We start from the raw sequence: 17,679 nt of genomic DNA, 5'->3' as shown, positions 1-17,679 counted from the left end.
TCCAGTTATCCTACAGCCAACCGGAACCCCTCATCGTTTCCCTTTATGGGCCGTTGGATGCCCCGCCGCCATCCGCCGTATCTCCGACCCAGCCAGTAGAAAACCTCCCACACCATAGGTATAACTAGCCGTCGGCCGAAACGGCGCCGGCTCCGCCCCAGTCTGCTGAATCCCACCCAGCCTGCCGTCGGCATAGACATGCTTCAGCATCCCCGCCCAAACCTTTTCAATCACCGGCCGATACACCTTCGCATCCAGTAGCCCCTCATTCACACCCCAGGCCAACCCATACGCCATCAGGGCTGAACCTGAAACCTCCGCCACCGCATAGCTCTGCGGATCCAGCATCCCCGCCCGCCACAACCCATCCGGGCCCTGCAGCGCCGACACCGCCGCCGCCATCTCCTTCAACTGCGTCTCATACTTCGCCCGCGCCGGATCGTCCTTCGGCAGATACTGCAGCGTCCGCACCAGCCCGCCCATCACCCAACCCTCGCCCCGCGACCAATACATCCTCTTGCCGTTCTTCTCCGTCTTCGTCAGATACGTAATATCCCGCGCATACAAGTGATCCGTCTTGTCATAAAGCAGATCCGAAGTCTTCGCAAACTCCTCGTCGAGATACGTGATGTACTTCCTATCCCCAGTCGCCGCATACATCCGCGCCCACGTTGGAGGCCCCATAAACAGCGCATCGCACCACCACCACACAATCGGCCTCGCCGGCCCCGGATTCTTCGCCACCCGCGGAGCCTCCAGCAAAGCATCCAGCTCCGTCTTGGTCGGCGTCATCATCGCCGGATCCTTCTTCAACAGAGAGAGCTCCAAATAAGTCTGCCCCACACTCTCGTCATCCGCATCCGGAAGATGTGACCGCAACTGCCAGTCATATCGCTTCCCCATCCGCTCCATGGCATCGCGATACTTCGCATCCCCCAGCGAATCCGACGCCGCCATAAACCCGCTATACAAGACACTCCACGTCCAGATGCGGTCGAAATAAGGCTCCGACCGCGCCAACTGCCAGTCCGCCACCTTGCGCATCGCCTTCGCGACCGCCGCCGTCGTAAGCTTCGCCGAAAGATCCGTGGCCAACGGCCCCCCGTCCTCCGGATCGTCCCCAAAGTGCCTCGAATTATCCTTCGCAATCCCCGCCAACTGCGCCGGAGTAGCCCCCTGCAAAGCATCCGGACCCGCACCCACCTGCTGCGCCGAAGCCTGCAAACCAAAGCTCCCCACCAGCGCCAATGCCACCGCGCCCCGAACCGAACCACTCCAATTCATCCGCATCCATCACTCCGATCTTCATCCACTCGCAACACAAGGCATAACAAAGCCAACAGAGCCGCACATGAAATCTATGGAACCAGACTAAGACATGTCAATAGAAATACAGTTTCACTAATGAGTTACCGGCACTTGCACTCCTCCTTCCTTGGAAGACAGAAGCCGCAGAGCAACACGAGTAGCAATCAAAAATACTCCGGCAACCACCAGATTCGGATACACAATCACCCCATCGATCCTCGGCTCCGCCCCCACCTTTCCTGCCCACCACGTCGAAGACGGCAGAACAAAAGGAATATAAAACAGCGGAGTCCAGTAAGAGATCGAGATTAAAGCCGCGACCTTCACCGCAACCTCTGGCTCTCGGCTATCCCGCCACAATAACCACAGGCCGGTCAACGATACCCCAGCCAACAAGAACAACATCAACGCCCCATGAAACCGAGCATGCGCATGCCAGGCCGGATTCAACAGATGATTCGAACTCCAGTCCAACACAAACGAAAGAACCCCGCCCACCGACAACAGAACGCTCATAATCCATCTTGCAACTGTCAATCGAGTCATAAAAATCCTTTCAATACTGAGTGAGTGCTCACTATAATTTTTAATCAGAGATCTGCAAACGTTTTAATCAACCCAAACTCCTGTCACACTGAATCCACACCAATGAAAAAAGCGCCCCAAACCAAACCACCACCCACACGGGGCCGCCCCAGCCGCCGCCCTCAGATCATCGCCGCAACCGAGAATCTTCTCCGCACCAAGGGCCTCGGCAGCGTCACCACCCGCGCCATCGCGGAAGAGGTCGGCTGCTCCGAAGCAGCCATCTACGTCCACTTCAGAGGTCGCCTTCAGCTACTACTCGCGGTCCTCGAAGAGAGCCTCCCTGACATGCTCATCCCTCTACAGACACTGGAACAGGCCATCGGCAAATCCACGCCAGAGAAAAATCTGAAAAAAGCCCTGCGCGCCATCGCCGCATTTCACGAGCGCGTCACGCCCATGTTCTGTTCCCTCTTTGCGGATCCCGAACTCCTCATCGCCTACCGCAAAACCCTCACCGTCCGCGGCAAAGGACCCCACGGAGGCGTAGGCCGGCTCCGGAACTACATCCAAGCCGAACAAAATCTAAACCGTATCGACCCAACCATCGACGCAGCCACCGCCGCCACCACCCTGATGGCTGCCTCCTTCTTTCGCGCGTTCACAGAACAATTCCTGGGAACAAATACCCCTTTCGACACCTTCGCCAATAAAACACTGCACTCCATTCTCAGGTCAATAACTCAGAAATAAATCTTACTTACACACCCAACTTGATCAAACAATACGCCCATCATGCATATGCACCTTACGATCCGCATAGGCCGCAGCCTCTGGGTCATGAGTAATCATCAAAATCGTCTGCCCGAGCCGTTGGTTCAAATTCTTTATCAGCTTCAGAACTGCCACCGAGTTCTGGCTATCCAGATTTCCCGTAGGTTCATCCGCCAGCAGAATTGCAGGTCCATTCACGATTCCCCGGGCAATGGCAATCCGTTGTTGCTGCCCTCCCGAGAGCGCACGAGGCTTATGCTTCAGACGGTCCGCGATCCCCAGCAACCTCAATACCTCATTGAACGGCGCGTCGAAATCGGTGCTATGCCCACCGATGTACTTCACCAGGCGGATATTATCTTCAGCCGACAAAGTAGGCAGCAAATTGTACTTCTGGAAGACAAATCCTACAGTGTCTTTCCGCAAGTTAGTCCGTTCCGCACTCGTCATTCCAGCTAGATCTTTACCACGGATATGAATACTTCCCGTAGTAGCCGGAGTAAGTCCACCTAGAATATTAAAGAGTGTCGACTTACCCGACCCGGAAGATCCAACCACGGCAATAAACTCCCCCTTGGCCACCTCGAGATCAACCCCACGCAATGCATGGACTTCAACATCGCCCACACGATACGTCTTAGTAAGTTGACGAACCTGAATAATCGAACCTTCACTCATACGACAGCGCCTCGGTAGCATCCTGTTGAACCGCTTTAATGCCAGGAACGATCTTCAACCGCGATGGCGAGAACGCTCAGAACAGTCCGAACTGGCCTGTGAGCTAGATTGGCGAAGATCAACTTATTGAGCATGAGCTAGAACAGACTATAAGATTTTGGTCCGGGACTCCACCAACTCCGGAGCCTCATCACTCCCAACCACCGAACCAAGCCTCCCAACTCCTCGCCCCCAACGCCTGCGAAGCCATCGATTCATCGGCTCCGAATACCCTCGCGCCATAATCTCACCAAACACGCCCGCCAGGATAACAACGCCAATAAAAAGCATTGGCACCGCTCTCATCGGTTTGTTCGCCAATACAAACAGAAAAAAGAGCCCCAGAACGACAAACACATGCGTAAGGTAGACCTCATAGCTACGCCGTCCCAGCGCAAGAAGCGGCCGCAAAATACGCGGAGCCCGCCACTCCGTCTGCGCCGACACCGCAATCACCATGCAGGCCCCAACAGCCAGGATCGTCATATTCAGCCCATTGCGTCCAAGCCCCCAGAGATACGCACGAATAGAAAATCCCAAACTAAATACCAGCAGAGCTACGCCAACACTACCTAACGCCCACAGGACACCACGGGACAACCGCCGTCTCGCAAGAAAGAGCGCCGTAAGGCAGCCAAGAGCGATCGCATCCATTCCCCCAAGATAGGAATACTCCCGCCACACAGGGTTAGGATTAAACGCTCGTGCCCGCGCAAAAGGACCAACCAAAACAAACGTCAGCAGCGGAATGAGAAGGAACCTGCCACGGCGAAAGAGACGGCACGCAAGCGGAAAGAAAAGATAAAACATCTCCTCAACCGAGAGCGACCACAGGATGTCCCAACTCGGCGGCAGGTAACCTCTGCGAGCCTCTAGAAGGTTGATGTGAAAGGTGAGCGCCGCAAGCAAGGCCCGCCCTAATCCCCCCGTCTTATGAGACACAACGAATCTCTCAACGTGTCCCAGATGAAGAACACTCAAAACCGCAAGCAACAGCAGAAGCAGAGGCCCGATACGCGCAAACCTCAGCAGGTAAAACTCCCGAACATTCACGCCCGCAGGCGAACCCCAACGCCGCAGCGTAGTCGATGTAATAAGAAAGCCAGAGATAGCAAAGAAGATCTGCACACCAAACTGACCGTTCCACACCAGCGAGGAAACCAACTGCGCGGGCAGGCCCTGCGTGTAAGGAACCTTCGCCCCAAGCAATTGCATATTGACGTGATTCATCAACACAAAAAAGATGGCGAGACCACGAAGAAGGTCTACGCCGTCGATGCGAGCCCAGGGTCGTACGGCTGGAGAGAACTCTGCTGAAGCCATGCACCATTCTGCATGACCCGAACGAGGATCGCCAGCGGCTTACTCCACCAAAATTAAAACAGGAGATAGAGTTCAATCGCTCAACTCTTACTACTCCTCCCGCAGAATCTCCAACGGCTTCTGCCCCAGAATCCGGTGACTCGCCGCCCATCCCGTAGCCACCGTCAGCCCAGCCGTTCCCAACAGCGCCAGCGCATTCCATCTCCACACAAAGTGATACTCCGCCGTCAACTGCTTCAGCAACACCCGTGCAATCACATTCGCAAACCCAATCCCCACGATCCCCGCGACCAGCCCCAGCACCGCAAACTCAATCGAAAACACCGTGGCAATCCGAGCCCGCGTAGCTCCCAGCGTCTTCAGCACCACCACCTCGCGAATCCTCCTGTACCGAGTCCCCGCAATGCTGCTCGCCAGAATAATAATCCCCGCAAAGATGCTGAACGCCGCCAGAAACTGAATCACATACGTAATCTGAATCACCACCGCCCGCACCGTCTCCAGCGCCTGCGCCACATTGATCACCGTCACCGTCGGATAGGCCTTATACAGCGCCCGCTGCAGCTCCCCCACGCGCTGCGGATCGGCATGGACACCCCCGTACCAGACCACCGGAAGCCCCTTCAGCGCCTCCCGCGGCAGCATAAACTCCGCCCGCGAAAAAGCATGCTGCCCATCCGTCTTCGTCAACGCCGCCACCGTCGCTACGAACCTCGTATCCTGCGCCGCAAACGTAATCGTCGACCCCACATGCACACCCAACCGCTCAGCCTGCCGCTCACTCACCGCGACCAGCGGCACCTTCCCGGCATCCGCACTCTGCCCCGCCGTCCACCACTTACCCTTCGTCACCGTCACGCCCGCAGGAGGAGCCTCAAACCAGCTCAACGAGATCGACTGCAGCATCCGCTTCGGAAAGTTCTTCAGCTTCACCTCACTCGCAGGCCTGCCATCCAGCGCAATAATCCGCGAAGATACCACCGGCAGCAGCTCCGGAGCCGCCGTCACGCTGCTCTGCCCCTTCAGCAGCACCTTCACCCCTTCAATCTCGTCACTCGTAATATCCACCAGAAACACATTCGGCAGATTCGGCGCCGAAGAAATATGCAGGTCCGACACCACCGACTGCTGCACCAGGTACACCGTCATAATCTGCATCACGCCCATGCCCAACGCAGCCAGCAACGCCGCCGAAGGATTTCCCGGCCGATACAGATTCGCCAGCCCATGCCGCACCGAAGAGGGCAGACTCAGCCTCGTCTTATTCAACAGAAATCTCAGCCCGCTCAACACCGCCGCCGAAGCCGCCAGCAGCACCAGCAGCACCGCCACCAGCCCCAGAGAAAACGCCCTGCCCACCGCAACCGAATCGCTCAGCGTAGTAGCAATCGCCGCCAGCCCCGCAAGGATCAGCGCCGCAGCCCCAATCTGCGCAACGTTCTTCCTCAGCTTATTGAACAGTGCCGAAACAAAAGGATCGTCGTTATCCTCCACCGCCCGCCGCAAAATCAAAATCGGCCTGACCCCACGAATATCCAGCAGAGCAGGCAGCGTAAACAACAACGTCGTAAGAATCCCCGCAGCGAGCCCCGTCGCTACCGTCTGCCATTGCACCTGCAACTCCGTATCGACGTTGATCAGCTTCGCCAGCAGCAAAGGAAACGCCAGTTGCACCCCGACTCCCAGCGCCACACCCAGCACTCCCCCTAGCAGCCCCAGCAGCAGCGTCTGCAGCAGATAGATCCTCATAATCTGCCCCGACCGCGCCCCCAGCGACTTCATAATCGCGATCGTATCCAGCCTCTGCTGCAGATGCGCCCGCATCGCCATCGCCACACCCACCGCACCCAGCACCAGCGCCACCAGGCTCATCAGCGACAACAAACTCGTCGCCCGATCCAGCCCCTGCGCCAGCGCCGGATTCGTCTCCCGATAGTCCGTCACCTGCGCCTCTGGCAGCATCTTCACCAGGCGCTCCTTCAAATCAGCGACGTCTTTATCTGAGATCGCCGCGCCATTCCTAGGCGTTGGCAGCTTGAACAAATACCGCTGCCCAGCATGACTCCCCGGAGCCAGCAATCCACTCGCCTCCAACCCCTCCCTAGAGATCAGCACCCGTGGCCCCGCCGCAAAGCTCCCGCTCAAACGGTCCGGCTCATTCGTAACCACCGAGGCGATCCGAAACGCCTTGCTCCCAATCTTCAGCGAATCCCCTATCTTCAGCTTCAACCGCACCAGCAGATCGTCCGCCACGATCACCGTATCCGCAGTCAACACATCCCGCAGACTCCCCGCCGGCATCAAGTCCACCGCCCCATAGAACGGATACTCCGCCGGATCCACCGCCTTCAGCGACACCAGCAGCGGGTCCATCGTCGTGGTCGCACTCACCATCGACAGCAGCTCCGTCACCGGCGACACCTTCACCCCACTCGCCTCAATCTCCTTCAGCCCCTTCTCCTGCTCCGGAGTAGGTTGCTGAAACATCCTCGCCGACAGATCTCCCGCCAGAATCGACCGCGCCCGCATCAGCAGCGTTCCGCGAAACGAAGCCGAAAATCCCCGCACCCCCGTCAGCGCCGCCACGCCGATCGCCACCGACAGCACCACAAAAAAGAACTTCCCCCGCGAAGACCGCATCTCGCGAGCCGCAATCCTCAACGCCGAAGCATACGAAAGTCCTGCCATTACCGCTCCCCGCCGCCACCCACAATCACTGAGTGCCCCATCCCGCCCGCAGCTCCAACAGTCCCACCCACCAGCCCATCCTCAGGATTCGCACTCATCTCATCCGAGAGAATCACCCCATCCCGCAACACAATCCTCCGGTTGGCATAGCTCGCCAGCACCGGATCATGCGTCACCAGCACCAGCGTCGTCCCCTCCATGCGATTCAGATTCAACAGCAGCTCCAGCACATGCGCGCCATTCGTCGTATCCAGATTCCCCGTAGGCTCATCCGCCAGCACAATCGGCGGCCGCAGAATAAACGCCCTCGCCAGGGCCACCCGCTGCTGCTCGCCCCCCGAAAGCTGCACCGGATAGTGGTCCATCCGGTCCCCCAAGCCCACACTCGTCAGCAGCTCCCGAGCCCGCGCCAGCCCCGCCTTGCCATCCTTCGCGTCGGCATTCAACTCATGCGGTAGCAGCACATTCTCCAGCGCCGTCAGCGTAGGAATCAACTGGTACGACTGAAACACAAACCCGATCGTCCTCCCCCGCACCTGCGCCAGCTTATCCTCCGGCAGATACGAGATCGCCGTCCCATTCAAATGCACATTGCCCGCGCTAGGCGTATCCAGTCCCGCCAACAGCCCCAACAGCGTCGACTTCCCCGACCCCGACGACCCCATAATCGCCGCAAACTGCCCTCGCGGAATCGAAAAATCCAGTCCCTTCAGAATGTCCACCGTGCGCGTCCCATTCCGAATCGACCGCCGCAGGCCTACCACCACAATCATCGGATCGGACAAACTTAAAGCAGCTTCAGTCACCGTAAGATTCTCCCGGATGGAGCAATTGAAAAACAGATGCATCAAACCTATCGAAGCATCTAACAACTTTAGATACGAAAGCCGGCCATAAGAGTTCATGTCGCGACAAAACACGACATAAGCTCCGGTAACCGACTGGTACCTTTACCCAAAATGCGCAAACTTAGCTTTGTCTTCATACTAGTCGCACTCTGCCTCCCGCCCACAGGATGCCGCACCGACAAGGGCTCCGCCCGCTCCTCCGAGCTGGACTCCCGCAACGGCGCCCCCGCCCCCGAAGCCCCCCAGCCCTCCGCAGCCGAACCCCCCGCCCCCGCCGACCCCGCACCCGCGCCAGCCACCTCCGCCACCGCCAACGCCAACGATCCCCGCCCCCTCATCGTCTGCTTCGGCGACAGCCTCACCGCCGGCTTCGGCACCGAGGCCGGCCAGACCTACCCTGACTACCTCCAGTCCTCCCTCGACGCCCAGGGCTACCACTACCGCGTCGTCAACCAGGGCATCAGCGGCAACACCACCAAGGACGGCATCAGCCGCCTCGACACCATCCTCGCCCTCCACCCCGCCGTCATCATCGTCGAGTTCGGTGGCAACGACGGCCTCCGCGGCCTGCCCATCTCCGACTCCCGCGTCAACCTCGACAAGATCGTCTCCACCCTCAAAGCAAGCGGCGCCAAAATCGTCCTCGCCGGCATCACCCTTCCCCCCGACTACGGCCCCGACTACATCCAGCAGTTCGACGCCACCTACTCCCTCCTCGCCAAAAAATACCGCGTCCCCCTAATCCCCTTCATCCTCCAGGGAGTCTTCGGCACCCCCGGCATGATGCAACGCGACCGCACCCACGCCACCGCCGCAGGCAACAAACTAGTAGCCCAAAACATCCTCCCCTACATCCAACCCCTAATCAAAAAATAACGCAGTACCCGTCCTTATCGGTGCAATCGGCGAAATCGGTGTTAAGCCTTCCCCAAAAACCGCCCGCACTCCATCCAGCTCTTATCAGCTTTTTATCCTCCAGATCACCGTTACGCCTTACCCCAGCACCACAATAGGCTGCATCAAAGTCCCCGCCACCCGCTTCGCAATCGCCATCATCTCCGTAGGCGAAGTAAACACCTTCACCAGCGGAGCCTCCGAGAACTCCGGCAGATTCACCTGCATCCCATTCCTCAACCGCCCTGCCAACTGGTCATCCACCGTCACCGACGGCATCTCCGGCAAAATCGTCCTCGGATGCGGCAGCCACGCCTCGATCTCCGCGGCATTCGCCAACCCCTTCAGCTCCACGACCGTCACCGCCTGCTCCAGCGTAAACAGCCCCGCCTGCGTCCTCCGCAGACTCGAAAGATGCGCCCCACACCCCGCCAACAGCCCCAACTCATGCGCCACCGACCGCACATACCCACCCGCCGACACATGCATCGTGAACCTTGCCTCGCCCGTCTCCTCATTCAGATCCAGCAACTCGAACCCAAACAGATGAATCCGCGCCGCCTTCACCGGCACCTCCACCCCCGCCCGCGCCAGCTTATGCGCCGGAACCCCATTGATCTTCTTCGCCGAAAAGATCGGCGGCACCTGGTCCATCTCCCCATGAAACCGAGCCGCCAACACCCTCAGCTCAGCCAGCCCCACCGTCAAAGCGGCCCTCGCCCCCACCGCCACCCCATCCGCATCGAAGCTATCCGTAGCAAACCCGAACTGAATCGTCCCCTCGTACTTCTTCTCCGCCCTGCCGAAGAACTGCGTCAGCCGCGTGTACTTCCCCAGCAACAGCGGCAACACCCCGGTCGCCATCGGATCCAGCGTCCCCAGATGCCCAATCGCCCGCTCACCTGTTGCCCGGCGCACAATCGACACCACGTCATGCGAGGTTATCCCCGCAGGTTTGTCCAAAATCAAAAGACCATTCATCCCCACCAGATTACTTGCTCTGCAAACCCCACGCTTCCGTGCTAAATCCTCACCCAACATCAGCACGAAGCAGCACAAAAACGGGTGCCCCACCCTTTTTGCAGCTTCATCGCAAATAGGGTGGGGTATCGTGCGAAGCACGACCGCACTCCTCTCCCAAGAACCAAAGCCCGGGTGCCCCATCCTTCGCGCCTTTGCCTCTCGCGAAGGGTGGGAAGTAGAACTTACCCGCCGCAGCCCCAAAACTCCGCCCACCCCATCCTTCCACGAAGGATTCCAATACCACGCACTACAACTCCCGCAAGAACCGAATCAAAGCAGCATTCACCTCATCCGGCTTCTCCTGCTGAGTCCAGTGCCCACAATCCGGAAGCCGCACGCTCCCTCGCAAATTCGGAACAAGATCCTTCAACCCCGCAACTACCGAATCAAATCCAAGAAAGCGCCCGACAACATCGCGGTCGCCACAGATATAAAGCCCCGGAACCCTTACCTTAGCCCCATCCCACGGCGCCAGAAGCTCCCAATTCCTGTCCATGTTTCGGTACCAATTCAACCCGCCCGTAAAGCCGGTCTTGTTAAATTGAGCAGTGTACTGGTTCAAATCCTCATCGCTCAACCAGGCCGGCAACTCCGCGGGCCGGGGAAAATTAACCAGGAGTCCCCGCACAGGGTCAGCCATGACGAGTTTGTCGTCCGGCAACGTCTCCCCGAATCCAGACCCCATCAACGTATACAGGGACTCCCGGACATCCCGTCCAAACTCCGCGTCGGCCCTCCCATACTCTTGGAAGTACAGCGAATACCAGATGGCGCCCTCCCGCCGCGGCATCAAGGTCGTCGGACGCACAGCAGATCGGGGCCGTATCGGCACACTCAACCCAACAACGCCGCGAAACAGATCCGGCCGCATCAAAGCCGCATTCCACGCCACCGGCGCGCCCCAGTCATGGCCAACGATCACCGCCTGAGATTCACCCAGCGCCTGCACCAGCCCAACCATATCGCCTACATGATGGATCAACGTGTAGCTCTCGACAGCCTCTGGCCGATCCGTCCCCCCATAGCCCCGCATATCCGGCGCAACCGCACGAAACCCAGCCTTCGCCAGCGCCTTCAACTGATGACGCCACGAGTACCAGCTCTCAGGAAAGCCATGGCAGAGCAGAACCAGCGGGCCCTCTCCCTGCTCAGCGATATGAATACGAATCCCGTTGCTCTCGACAGTACGATGTACGATTCCAGCCATGATGCCTCCGGCTTGTAAAGGTATAGAAGTCGGAGAAAAGAACCCTTCAACGATTAATTTATTCCAGCCAAAAACATCCGCCACATCAGCGGAGAACAGAAGAGGGTGGACAGATCACCTGTCCACCCTCTTTGCGGCTTCAACTGCATTTGCAGCGGGAAACTACGCCTTGATCAGCTCAACATCCAAAGTGAGGCTAACCTCATCGCTCACCAGAACTCCACCGGTCTCCAGAGTGACGTTCCACACCAGCCCAAACTCCTTGCGGCTGATCTTGGCCGTCGCCTCCAATCCGATGCGGATGTTCCCCCACGGATCCTTACCCGGAGCGCTCGGTCCTTCCACCAGAAACTCGACGTTATTGGTGATGTCACGAATTGTCAGATCGGCATTCACCACCAGCGTATCTTCCGACTTGCGGGTGACCTTGGTCGACTTCAACGAAATGGTCGGGAACTTCTCCACATCGAAGAACTCAGCACTCTTCACATGCGTATCGCGCTGCTCATCGCTCGTATTGATCGTTGCAACTTCAACGCTTGCGGTTCCATGGGACTTCGTTATATCGCTTTCGTCCAGGCTCAGAACGCCGGAGATGCCGGTGAACTTCCCCTTCACGTTAGAGATCATCATGTGTTTTACCTTGAACTCGACGACCGAATGAGCCGGGTCGATGTTCCAGGTGCTGACAACGGGAGCGGTGCTCGTACTCATGTCTTATTACCCCTTAACGTGTGGAAACCTGCATCCCTATATAACACGAATCGTCTCTGGAAATTCCCGCACAATTCCTGATCGGAAAGCTGATTGTTACTAGATGACAGGAAATCCCGAATTGATTCCCAAACTCTTCTTACTAAAAATTTACGGAGAAGAGCTACTCCTTGTATACCCATCAGTTCAAAGGCAACTGGTACGATCATCATTTTGTGCCATTTGCGATAGATTGATAGAAAGATTATTATTCGTCTCTCCTCGGAAATGGTAGAGCGTCTGTATACAGATAGAAGGCTCGTAACGATACTTTAGGGGCATAGCGGAACAGCAACCCCTTGCGCAATAAGTATCCAGTTCCATGCTTCGAGCCTACCTGGCTCCATAAAAGTTCAATTAACAAGCTGCGCGTCGAACTCAACAAGGAGCTGCAAGTGAAAAGAGTTTCGTTTGATCCGTCTTGGCCAGAATCAGTGAAGACCAGCCACTTTTACGACGAGCTGGAGTTTTGGCAGAGCCGTTCTAATCTGGGCTATACCTACGGATATGAAAATCGTTTCAAGATTACAATCGACCTTGTCAAAAAAGCTGCAGCGGCGCCTGCTAGAGTTTTGGACCTTGCGGCCGCGCAGGGAAATTTTTCCCTGACCTTAGCTGAAATGGGGTATCAGGTTGTATGGAATGATCTGCGGGCCGAGTTGGTCGACTATGTCCGTCAGAAATATGAGTTCGGCTCAATAGACTATCGCCCTGGCAATGTATTCGATCTTCAGATCGAGGAGATCGGATACTTTGATGTCATAGTCGCCGCCGAAATCATTGAACATGTCGCCCACCCCGATCAGTTCCTTAAAAAGTTATCCCTATTACTCAAACCTGGCGGAACCATTGTCTTGACCACTCCGAATGGAGGATACATTCGAAATGGCTTGCCGCGTTTTTCAGACTGCCCGGACCCTTCAATCTACGAATCCGTACAATTCGGGCCAAATTCCGATGGACATATCTTCTTACCCTATGCCGATGAGCTAGAAGTATGGGCAAAGAAAGCTGATCTAAAGCTCGAACATCTCATCCTCTTTGGAAACTCACTTACAAAGGGTCACGCAAAGACAGGAGCGTTGTTGCCTTTTCTGCCGAAGTCATTAATCTTCGCAATCGAGAAGCTAACAAGGACTGGGCCAAAAATCTCTAACTCTCGCCTGAATTCGGCTATGGCAGCATCGCTAACGCGTTCAGCATAATGCTGACAGTCGAGAGCAATCCTGCCTTCATCTAATCTGGCTCGACCTTGTTTTCGGTAGCGCCGTGCGCACCGCAGAAGCAGCACGGCTCGCCTGTGACTCCATTCGGAGTTCGCAGGGCTGTGCTCTACGTGCGAGGCGATACCCGAGGCCTCATAGACAACGCAAAAAGCAACAAACCGCTGACCAGACAATTCGCTTCGACTCTCGCGCTATCTCCGCCCAGAGTTGAAGTTAGAGTGTTGTCCGCCCATTTTCCCAGCAAAAACGCATGTCAAGCCCCAAAACCACCTAACCATAGCAAAACACAGAAGATAAAAGTGGCACGTTAGTTTTGGTCAATTCTCTAAAATAGAAGTAGAAGAAATAAAGCAATTGGCTTAGAGCCAACAGCTCAATGGAAAGTATTTGAAAAATTCCACCTACGCCTAAGACAGGCTCGGGTAGCACTAACCCTAGCTGGCTCACCTTTTTGGACGCAACCAGCCTGGAATCAATATTTTGTCGAGGCCTACCCTCTCCAACCAATTGATTCCACTCGGGTTAGCCCCCGGCAAGGGGGAGGGGGTGCCCAAGGGCCGGTATCGGCATTAGAACTAGCTCTGCCGCCGCACCAGGGAGAGGAACTCATTCCGGGTCTGCATCTGGGTCTTGAACACCCCTACCATCGCCGACGTAACGGTATCCGAGTGCTGCTTCTCCACCCCGCGCATCATCATGCAAAGGTGCTGTCCCTCCAGAATCACGGCCACGCCCTGAGGCTGGATCGCCTCCGTAATCGCATCGCAGATCTGCCGGGTCAGCCGCTCCTGCACCTGAAGCCGCCGCGAGAACACATCCACCAGCCGCGGAATCTTGCTCAAGCCGATCACCTTGCCGTTCGGCACATACGCCACATGCGCCTTCCCAAAGAACGGCAGCAGATGATGCTCACACATCGAATAAAACTCGATGTCCTTCACGATCACCATCTCGTCATAGTCCACATCGAACAGTGCATTGTGCAGCACCTCCGTGACGTTCATCGTGTAACCCCGCGTCAGGAACGCCATCGACTTCTCCATCCGCTCCGGCGTGCGCAACAGCCCATCGCGGTTAGGGTCCTCGCCGATCCGGACTAGCAGCTCCCGGTACAGCTCCTGGGTGGAAACACCCTCCAATGTTGTCGGTTCGATCGTCGCTAACGGGCTTGCCATGGTTATGAACCTTTCTAAATCCTACCGGCAGCAACCGTCTCGTCGCCGGCGTAGTCGAAGGAGTTGTTGCTCGTCTCCTCAATATGCACCCGCTCCAGATGAGCGGCAGAAAACGCTGCAAAGATGCGGTGGATCTCGAGGGACAGATTCTCTGTCGTCGAGACAGTGCCCTGAAAGCAATCCAGGGTATTCAGATTCGTCTGGTCGAATCGCTCCAGCAGATGCGTCTTCGCAAACGCATCCAGATCCCCCAGATTGCAGACCATTCCAGTCACCGGATTGACCGGACCGCTCACCGTGACCTGGACGATGTAGTTATGTCCATGACCATGCGGGTTGTTGCACTTGCCGAACACAGTGCGGTTCTGGTCTTCGCCATACGCCTCGCTGTGCAGCCGATGCGAGGCGCTGAAGTGATATCGCCGGGATAGATATGCCTTAGGCATCAGCGCTCACCATAGTAGTCCGCAAACAGGTCGGGCATCTCGTAAACCCGTATCCTGTGCAGCGCGGCTCCGGGAATCTTGCCCTCCAACCGCTTCCATATGGCGATGGCAATATTCTCCGTCGTCGGAATCGCGGTCTTGAACTCCGGCACCTCGAGATTCAGATGGCGATGGTCATAAACGCTCACCACCTCGCGCTCCACGATGTCCTTCAGCTCCTTCAGGTCGACGACAAAGCCCGAAGTCGGATCGACCTCGCCCGACACCGTCACTTCGAGCGTGTAGTTATGCCCATGGCCATTGCGGTTCGCGCACTTGCCAAACACGCGCTCGTTCTCCTCTGGAGACCATTGGTCGTTCCAGTAGAAGTGTGCGGAAGAAAACTCGGCTTTGCGGGTCAGGAAGATCATATAAAAAAAGCTTTCCAACAAGATCTTTTACTCTTGTCTTTAGTTCTTGTCGTAGTCTCGTGCTCTTGCTTCCCTTCCATTAGACGACGGAAAGCAACCTCAGATTCAACTCGCACCTGCAACTAACTGACACTCTTGTAACTTCGCCCCTTCCAGGTGACCGATTTGTTGATCCTATGATGCACAACGCTCCGTATCAGCAGAAAGACAAACAACGGAATCCCCAGAATCGAAACCGCCACATCAACCACAGGGAAGTTCGATCGCATCACCCTGTTATAAAACCGGAAACCAGTCCGAACCCAAAGCAGCAGGAACACAATCCCCTGGTAAGGAATCTTGGGAGGAACCGTAAAAGCCAGCACCGGAAGACCGAAGAACAGCAGTAGGTCCAAGACGCGCCAAAGAGCCAAAGCCACCGGCGAAGGAAACAGCAACGCCATATTCTTCGTCCAGCCCTCAATCATCGCCTCAGTCGTCCGATACATCCGCGTCGAAAGCGCATCCGGAGCGTACCGAAACCGAATCACCCTCGGCCCGCGCTTGATCGCATGCGCCAGCGCAACGTCCTCCAGCACCGATCGTCCGAGAGCGCGATGTCCTCCAACCGAGAAGTAAGCATCACGCTCGACCATCAGGAACTGCCCGTTCGCCGCCGCAATCCTCAGGCTCGGATCGTTCACCTGCTTCATCGGATACACACTCGCCAACTCCGAGAACACCATCGGCATCACCGCACGCTGCCAGAACCCCGTCACGATCTGCCGCGGCGAGTACGACAGCAGCAGCGCATGATGCCTCTCCGCCTCCCGAATCGCCCGCGAAATCCCGCCCGGTTCGTGCACCGTATCGGCATCGGTAAACAGCAGCCATCGCCCTTGAGCCGCCTGCGCTCCAGCCCAGCAGGCGTTGTTCTTCCCGGTAAACCCGCCGCGATCGGTAAGATCCAGCGCCGGAGCATCCATCACCGTAACGCCTTCACGGCCCGCAGCAGCCTCCTCGGCGATATCCCGCGTAGCATCCACCGAGTCGTCGTTGATCACGATCAACTCCCACTGCTTACCCAGCTCAAATCCCGGTTCGGACTGCGCCAGAACCGATGCCAGCATTCCCGGCAAAGCAGCCGCCTCATTCCGCGCCGGAACGATCACCGACAGCTCCAGCGGTCGTGTCTCAGTCGTCAAAGCCGTATTCTCAGTCAGGATTGCGTCGTCGTAAGTGGCCACGACTTCGTATTATAGGAACTGGAGCAACTTGTGCGCAGACTGCTGTCTACTTTCGCCTGTATCGCCCTTCTCGTCACCGGCTGTGATCGCGGCAACCATCCTGGTCACGTCGGCAACATCGCCCCGCAGTTCACCGTCAGCGATGGCGCCAAAAGCGCCGACTTAAGCAAGCTCCGCGGACGTATCGTCGTCCTGAATCTCTGGGCCACCTGGTGTGCGCCCTGCATCGAAGAGCTTCCCAGTCTCCTGGAGATGCAGCGCAAGCTCCCTCAAGTCACCGTAGTCGCCATCAGCATGGACGAGGATCCCGACATCTACCAGCGCTTCCTCACCAAGAACCACGTCGACCTGCTCACCATCCGCGACCCGACCGCGCGAATCAACACTATGTACGGAACCGCACAGATCCCCGAGACCTACATCATCGACCGCAACGGAGTCCTCCGGCGCAAGTTCGTCTCCGCCCAGAACTGGACCAGCCCCGAGATCCTCGACTACCTCAACCGCCTCTAATGCCTCTTCCACTCCGGAGTAAATACCAGCCGAATATCCCGACCGTCCATCCCCGCCAGCCGAGCCGCCTCCAGCCCCTCGTCCGAGTCCTCGAAGACCACGCACCGCTCCGGAGCCACTCCCATCCGTCTCGCCGCCTCCAGAAACACATCCGGAGCCGGCTTCCCCCGCTTCACATCCTCCGCCGCCACCAGCCCATCGAACAGCCCCAGCAAACCCGTCGCCCGCAGCGTCCCCTCCACGTTCCCCCTCTGCCCATTCGAGGCCACCATCATCGGCACCCTGCCCTTCCACTCGCGGGCAATCGTCGCAATCACCTGCACCTCCTGCAGACGCGACAAACCCTCCTGAAACGCCACGGTATAGCCAGCGAGCACCTTCTCCCGCTCCACCGGGCCAACCAGCGCCTCAAACTCGTCCAACAAATCCTTCGGAGTCAGCCCCACCCGATCGAAATACCACCCACTCTCCATCGCCAACCCATGCGGCTTCAGCCCCACCTGTAGCGCGTAATAGTGCAACGGAGCCGTATCCACCAAAGTTCCATCGCAATCGAAGATCAGCCCTGAGAAACTTCCCTCAACCAAATCTGTGGTCATCTCACCATTCTACGAACTCTCACC

General features: G+C 57.3%; 18 protein-coding genes. 4 read left to right on the top strand and 14 right to left on the bottom strand.

The annotated features are described in order from the left end of the window. Nucleotides 1-30 precede the first annotated feature (30 nt). A complete protein-coding gene (locus HB393_RS14110) occupies nucleotides 31-1,290 on the bottom strand; it encodes a glycoside hydrolase family 88 protein (RefSeq protein ID WP_255551108.1) in 1,260 nt (419 codons plus the stop codon). 111 nt (nucleotides 1,291-1,401) lie between these two features. Next, nucleotides 1,402-1,824: a DUF6640 family protein gene (locus HB393_RS14105; RefSeq protein ID WP_213805827.1), complete on the bottom strand. Its 423-nt coding sequence runs from the start codon at nucleotides 1,822-1,824 to the stop codon at nucleotides 1,402-1,404. 132 nt (nucleotides 1,825-1,956) lie between these two features. On the opposite strand from HB393_RS14105, the gene HB393_RS14100 reads away from it, so the two are divergent. After that, nucleotides 1,957-2,586 (top strand): TetR/AcrR family transcriptional regulator, encoded by a 630-nt coding sequence (locus HB393_RS14100; protein ID WP_213805826.1) that lies wholly within the window; start codon nucleotides 1,957-1,959, stop codon nucleotides 2,584-2,586. 24 nt (nucleotides 2,587-2,610) lie between these two features. On the opposite strand, the gene HB393_RS14095 is transcribed toward HB393_RS14100, so the two are convergent. The 4 genes from HB393_RS14095 to HB393_RS14080 form a co-directional block, all read right to left on the bottom strand. Beyond that, nucleotides 2,611-3,285, bottom strand: coding sequence for an ABC transporter ATP-binding protein (locus HB393_RS14095; RefSeq protein WP_213805825.1), 675 nt, complete (start codon nucleotides 3,283-3,285; stop codon nucleotides 2,611-2,613). A 147-nt stretch (nucleotides 3,286-3,432) separates the two neighbouring features. Beyond that, entirely contained in the window at nucleotides 3,433-4,647 is a 1,215-nt protein-coding gene (locus HB393_RS14090; protein WP_213805824.1) for an acyltransferase, read from the bottom strand. 90 nt (nucleotides 4,648-4,737) lie between these two features. Next, nucleotides 4,738-7,335 (bottom strand): FtsX-like permease family protein, encoded by a 2,598-nt coding sequence (locus HB393_RS14085; RefSeq protein ID WP_213805823.1) that lies wholly within the window; start codon nucleotides 7,333-7,335, stop codon nucleotides 4,738-4,740. Beyond that, nucleotides 7,335-8,108, bottom strand: coding sequence for an ABC transporter ATP-binding protein (locus HB393_RS14080; RefSeq protein WP_213805962.1), 774 nt, complete (start codon nucleotides 8,106-8,108; stop codon nucleotides 7,335-7,337). Before HB393_RS14080 ends, HB393_RS14085 begins: the two co-directional genes overlap by 1 nt. Nucleotides 8,109-8,294: 186 nt before the next feature. On the opposite strand from HB393_RS14080, the gene HB393_RS14075 reads away from it, so the two are divergent. Next, the gene (locus tag HB393_RS14075; protein ID WP_213805822.1) at nucleotides 8,295-9,059 is read left to right on the top strand and encodes an arylesterase; all 765 of its coding nucleotides are present in this window, start codon (nucleotides 8,295-8,297) and stop codon (nucleotides 9,057-9,059) included. Nucleotides 9,060-9,176: 117 nt separating this feature from the next. On the opposite strand, the gene truB is transcribed toward HB393_RS14075, so the two are convergent. From truB to HB393_RS14060, 3 genes are all read right to left on the bottom strand, one after another. After that, on the bottom strand, nucleotides 9,177-10,058 hold the full coding sequence (gene truB, locus HB393_RS14070) for a tRNA pseudouridine(55) synthase TruB (RefSeq protein WP_213805821.1): 882 nt from the start codon (nucleotides 10,056-10,058) through the stop codon (nucleotides 9,177-9,179). Nucleotides 10,059-10,347: 289 nt separating this feature from the next. Continuing rightward, nucleotides 10,348-11,307 carry an alpha/beta hydrolase gene (locus tag HB393_RS14065; protein ID WP_213805820.1) on the bottom strand — a complete coding sequence of 320 codons (960 nt, stop codon included), beginning with the start codon at nucleotides 11,305-11,307 and terminating at the stop codon, nucleotides 10,348-10,350. 162 nt (nucleotides 11,308-11,469) lie between these two features. Further along, the gene (locus tag HB393_RS14060) at nucleotides 11,470-12,021 is read right to left on the bottom strand and encodes a YceI family protein (RefSeq protein ID WP_213805819.1); all 552 of its coding nucleotides are present in this window, start codon (nucleotides 12,019-12,021) and stop codon (nucleotides 11,470-11,472) included. A gap of 434 nt (nucleotides 12,022-12,455) precedes the next feature. Between HB393_RS14060 and HB393_RS14055 the strand changes: the two genes are divergently transcribed. Then, nucleotides 12,456-13,265, top strand: a complete 810-nt coding sequence (locus HB393_RS14055) for a methyltransferase domain-containing protein (protein ID WP_213805818.1) — start codon at nucleotides 12,456-12,458, stop codon at nucleotides 13,263-13,265. A 596-nt stretch (nucleotides 13,266-13,861) separates the two neighbouring features. On the opposite strand, the gene folE is transcribed toward HB393_RS14055, so the two are convergent. The 4 genes from folE to HB393_RS14035 form a co-directional block, all read right to left on the bottom strand. After that, nucleotides 13,862-14,461, bottom strand: a complete 600-nt coding sequence (folE, locus tag HB393_RS14050; RefSeq protein ID WP_213805817.1) for a GTP cyclohydrolase I FolE — start codon at nucleotides 14,459-14,461, stop codon at nucleotides 13,862-13,864. Between the two features lie 14 nt (nucleotides 14,462-14,475). Continuing rightward, the gene (locus tag HB393_RS14045; protein WP_213805816.1) at nucleotides 14,476-14,907 is read right to left on the bottom strand and encodes a 6-carboxytetrahydropterin synthase; all 432 of its coding nucleotides are present in this window, start codon (nucleotides 14,905-14,907) and stop codon (nucleotides 14,476-14,478) included. Beyond that, complete coding sequence (locus HB393_RS14040) at nucleotides 14,907-15,317, bottom strand: 6-carboxytetrahydropterin synthase (RefSeq protein ID WP_213805815.1); 411 nt, start codon at nucleotides 15,315-15,317, stop codon at nucleotides 14,907-14,909. Before HB393_RS14040 ends, HB393_RS14045 begins: the two co-directional genes overlap by 1 nt. Before the next feature lie 122 nt (nucleotides 15,318-15,439). Beyond that, the gene (locus tag HB393_RS14035) at nucleotides 15,440-16,543 is read right to left on the bottom strand and encodes a glycosyltransferase family 2 protein (RefSeq protein ID WP_345945199.1); all 1,104 of its coding nucleotides are present in this window, start codon (nucleotides 16,541-16,543) and stop codon (nucleotides 15,440-15,442) included. Nucleotides 16,544-16,573: 30 nt separating this feature from the next. Between HB393_RS14035 and HB393_RS14030 the strand changes: the two genes are divergently transcribed. Continuing rightward, nucleotides 16,574-17,056 carry a redoxin domain-containing protein gene (locus HB393_RS14030; RefSeq protein ID WP_213805814.1) on the top strand — a complete coding sequence of 161 codons (483 nt, stop codon included), beginning with the start codon at nucleotides 16,574-16,576 and terminating at the stop codon, nucleotides 17,054-17,056. Here HB393_RS14030 and HB393_RS14025 read toward each other — a convergent pair. Continuing rightward, the gene (locus HB393_RS14025; protein WP_213805813.1) at nucleotides 17,053-17,655 is read right to left on the bottom strand and encodes an HAD family phosphatase; all 603 of its coding nucleotides are present in this window, start codon (nucleotides 17,653-17,655) and stop codon (nucleotides 17,053-17,055) included. The two genes, HB393_RS14030 and HB393_RS14025, sit on opposite strands and share 4 nt — an antisense overlap. Nucleotides 17,656-17,679 lie beyond the last annotated feature (24 nt).

Source organism: Granulicella sp. dw_53 (assembly GCF_018449545.1).
GTDB lineage: Bacteria > Acidobacteriota > Terriglobia > Terriglobales > Acidobacteriaceae > Edaphobacter.
Note: the sequence above shows the minus strand (reverse complement) of the source record. Positions and strands in the feature narration are given on the sequence as shown.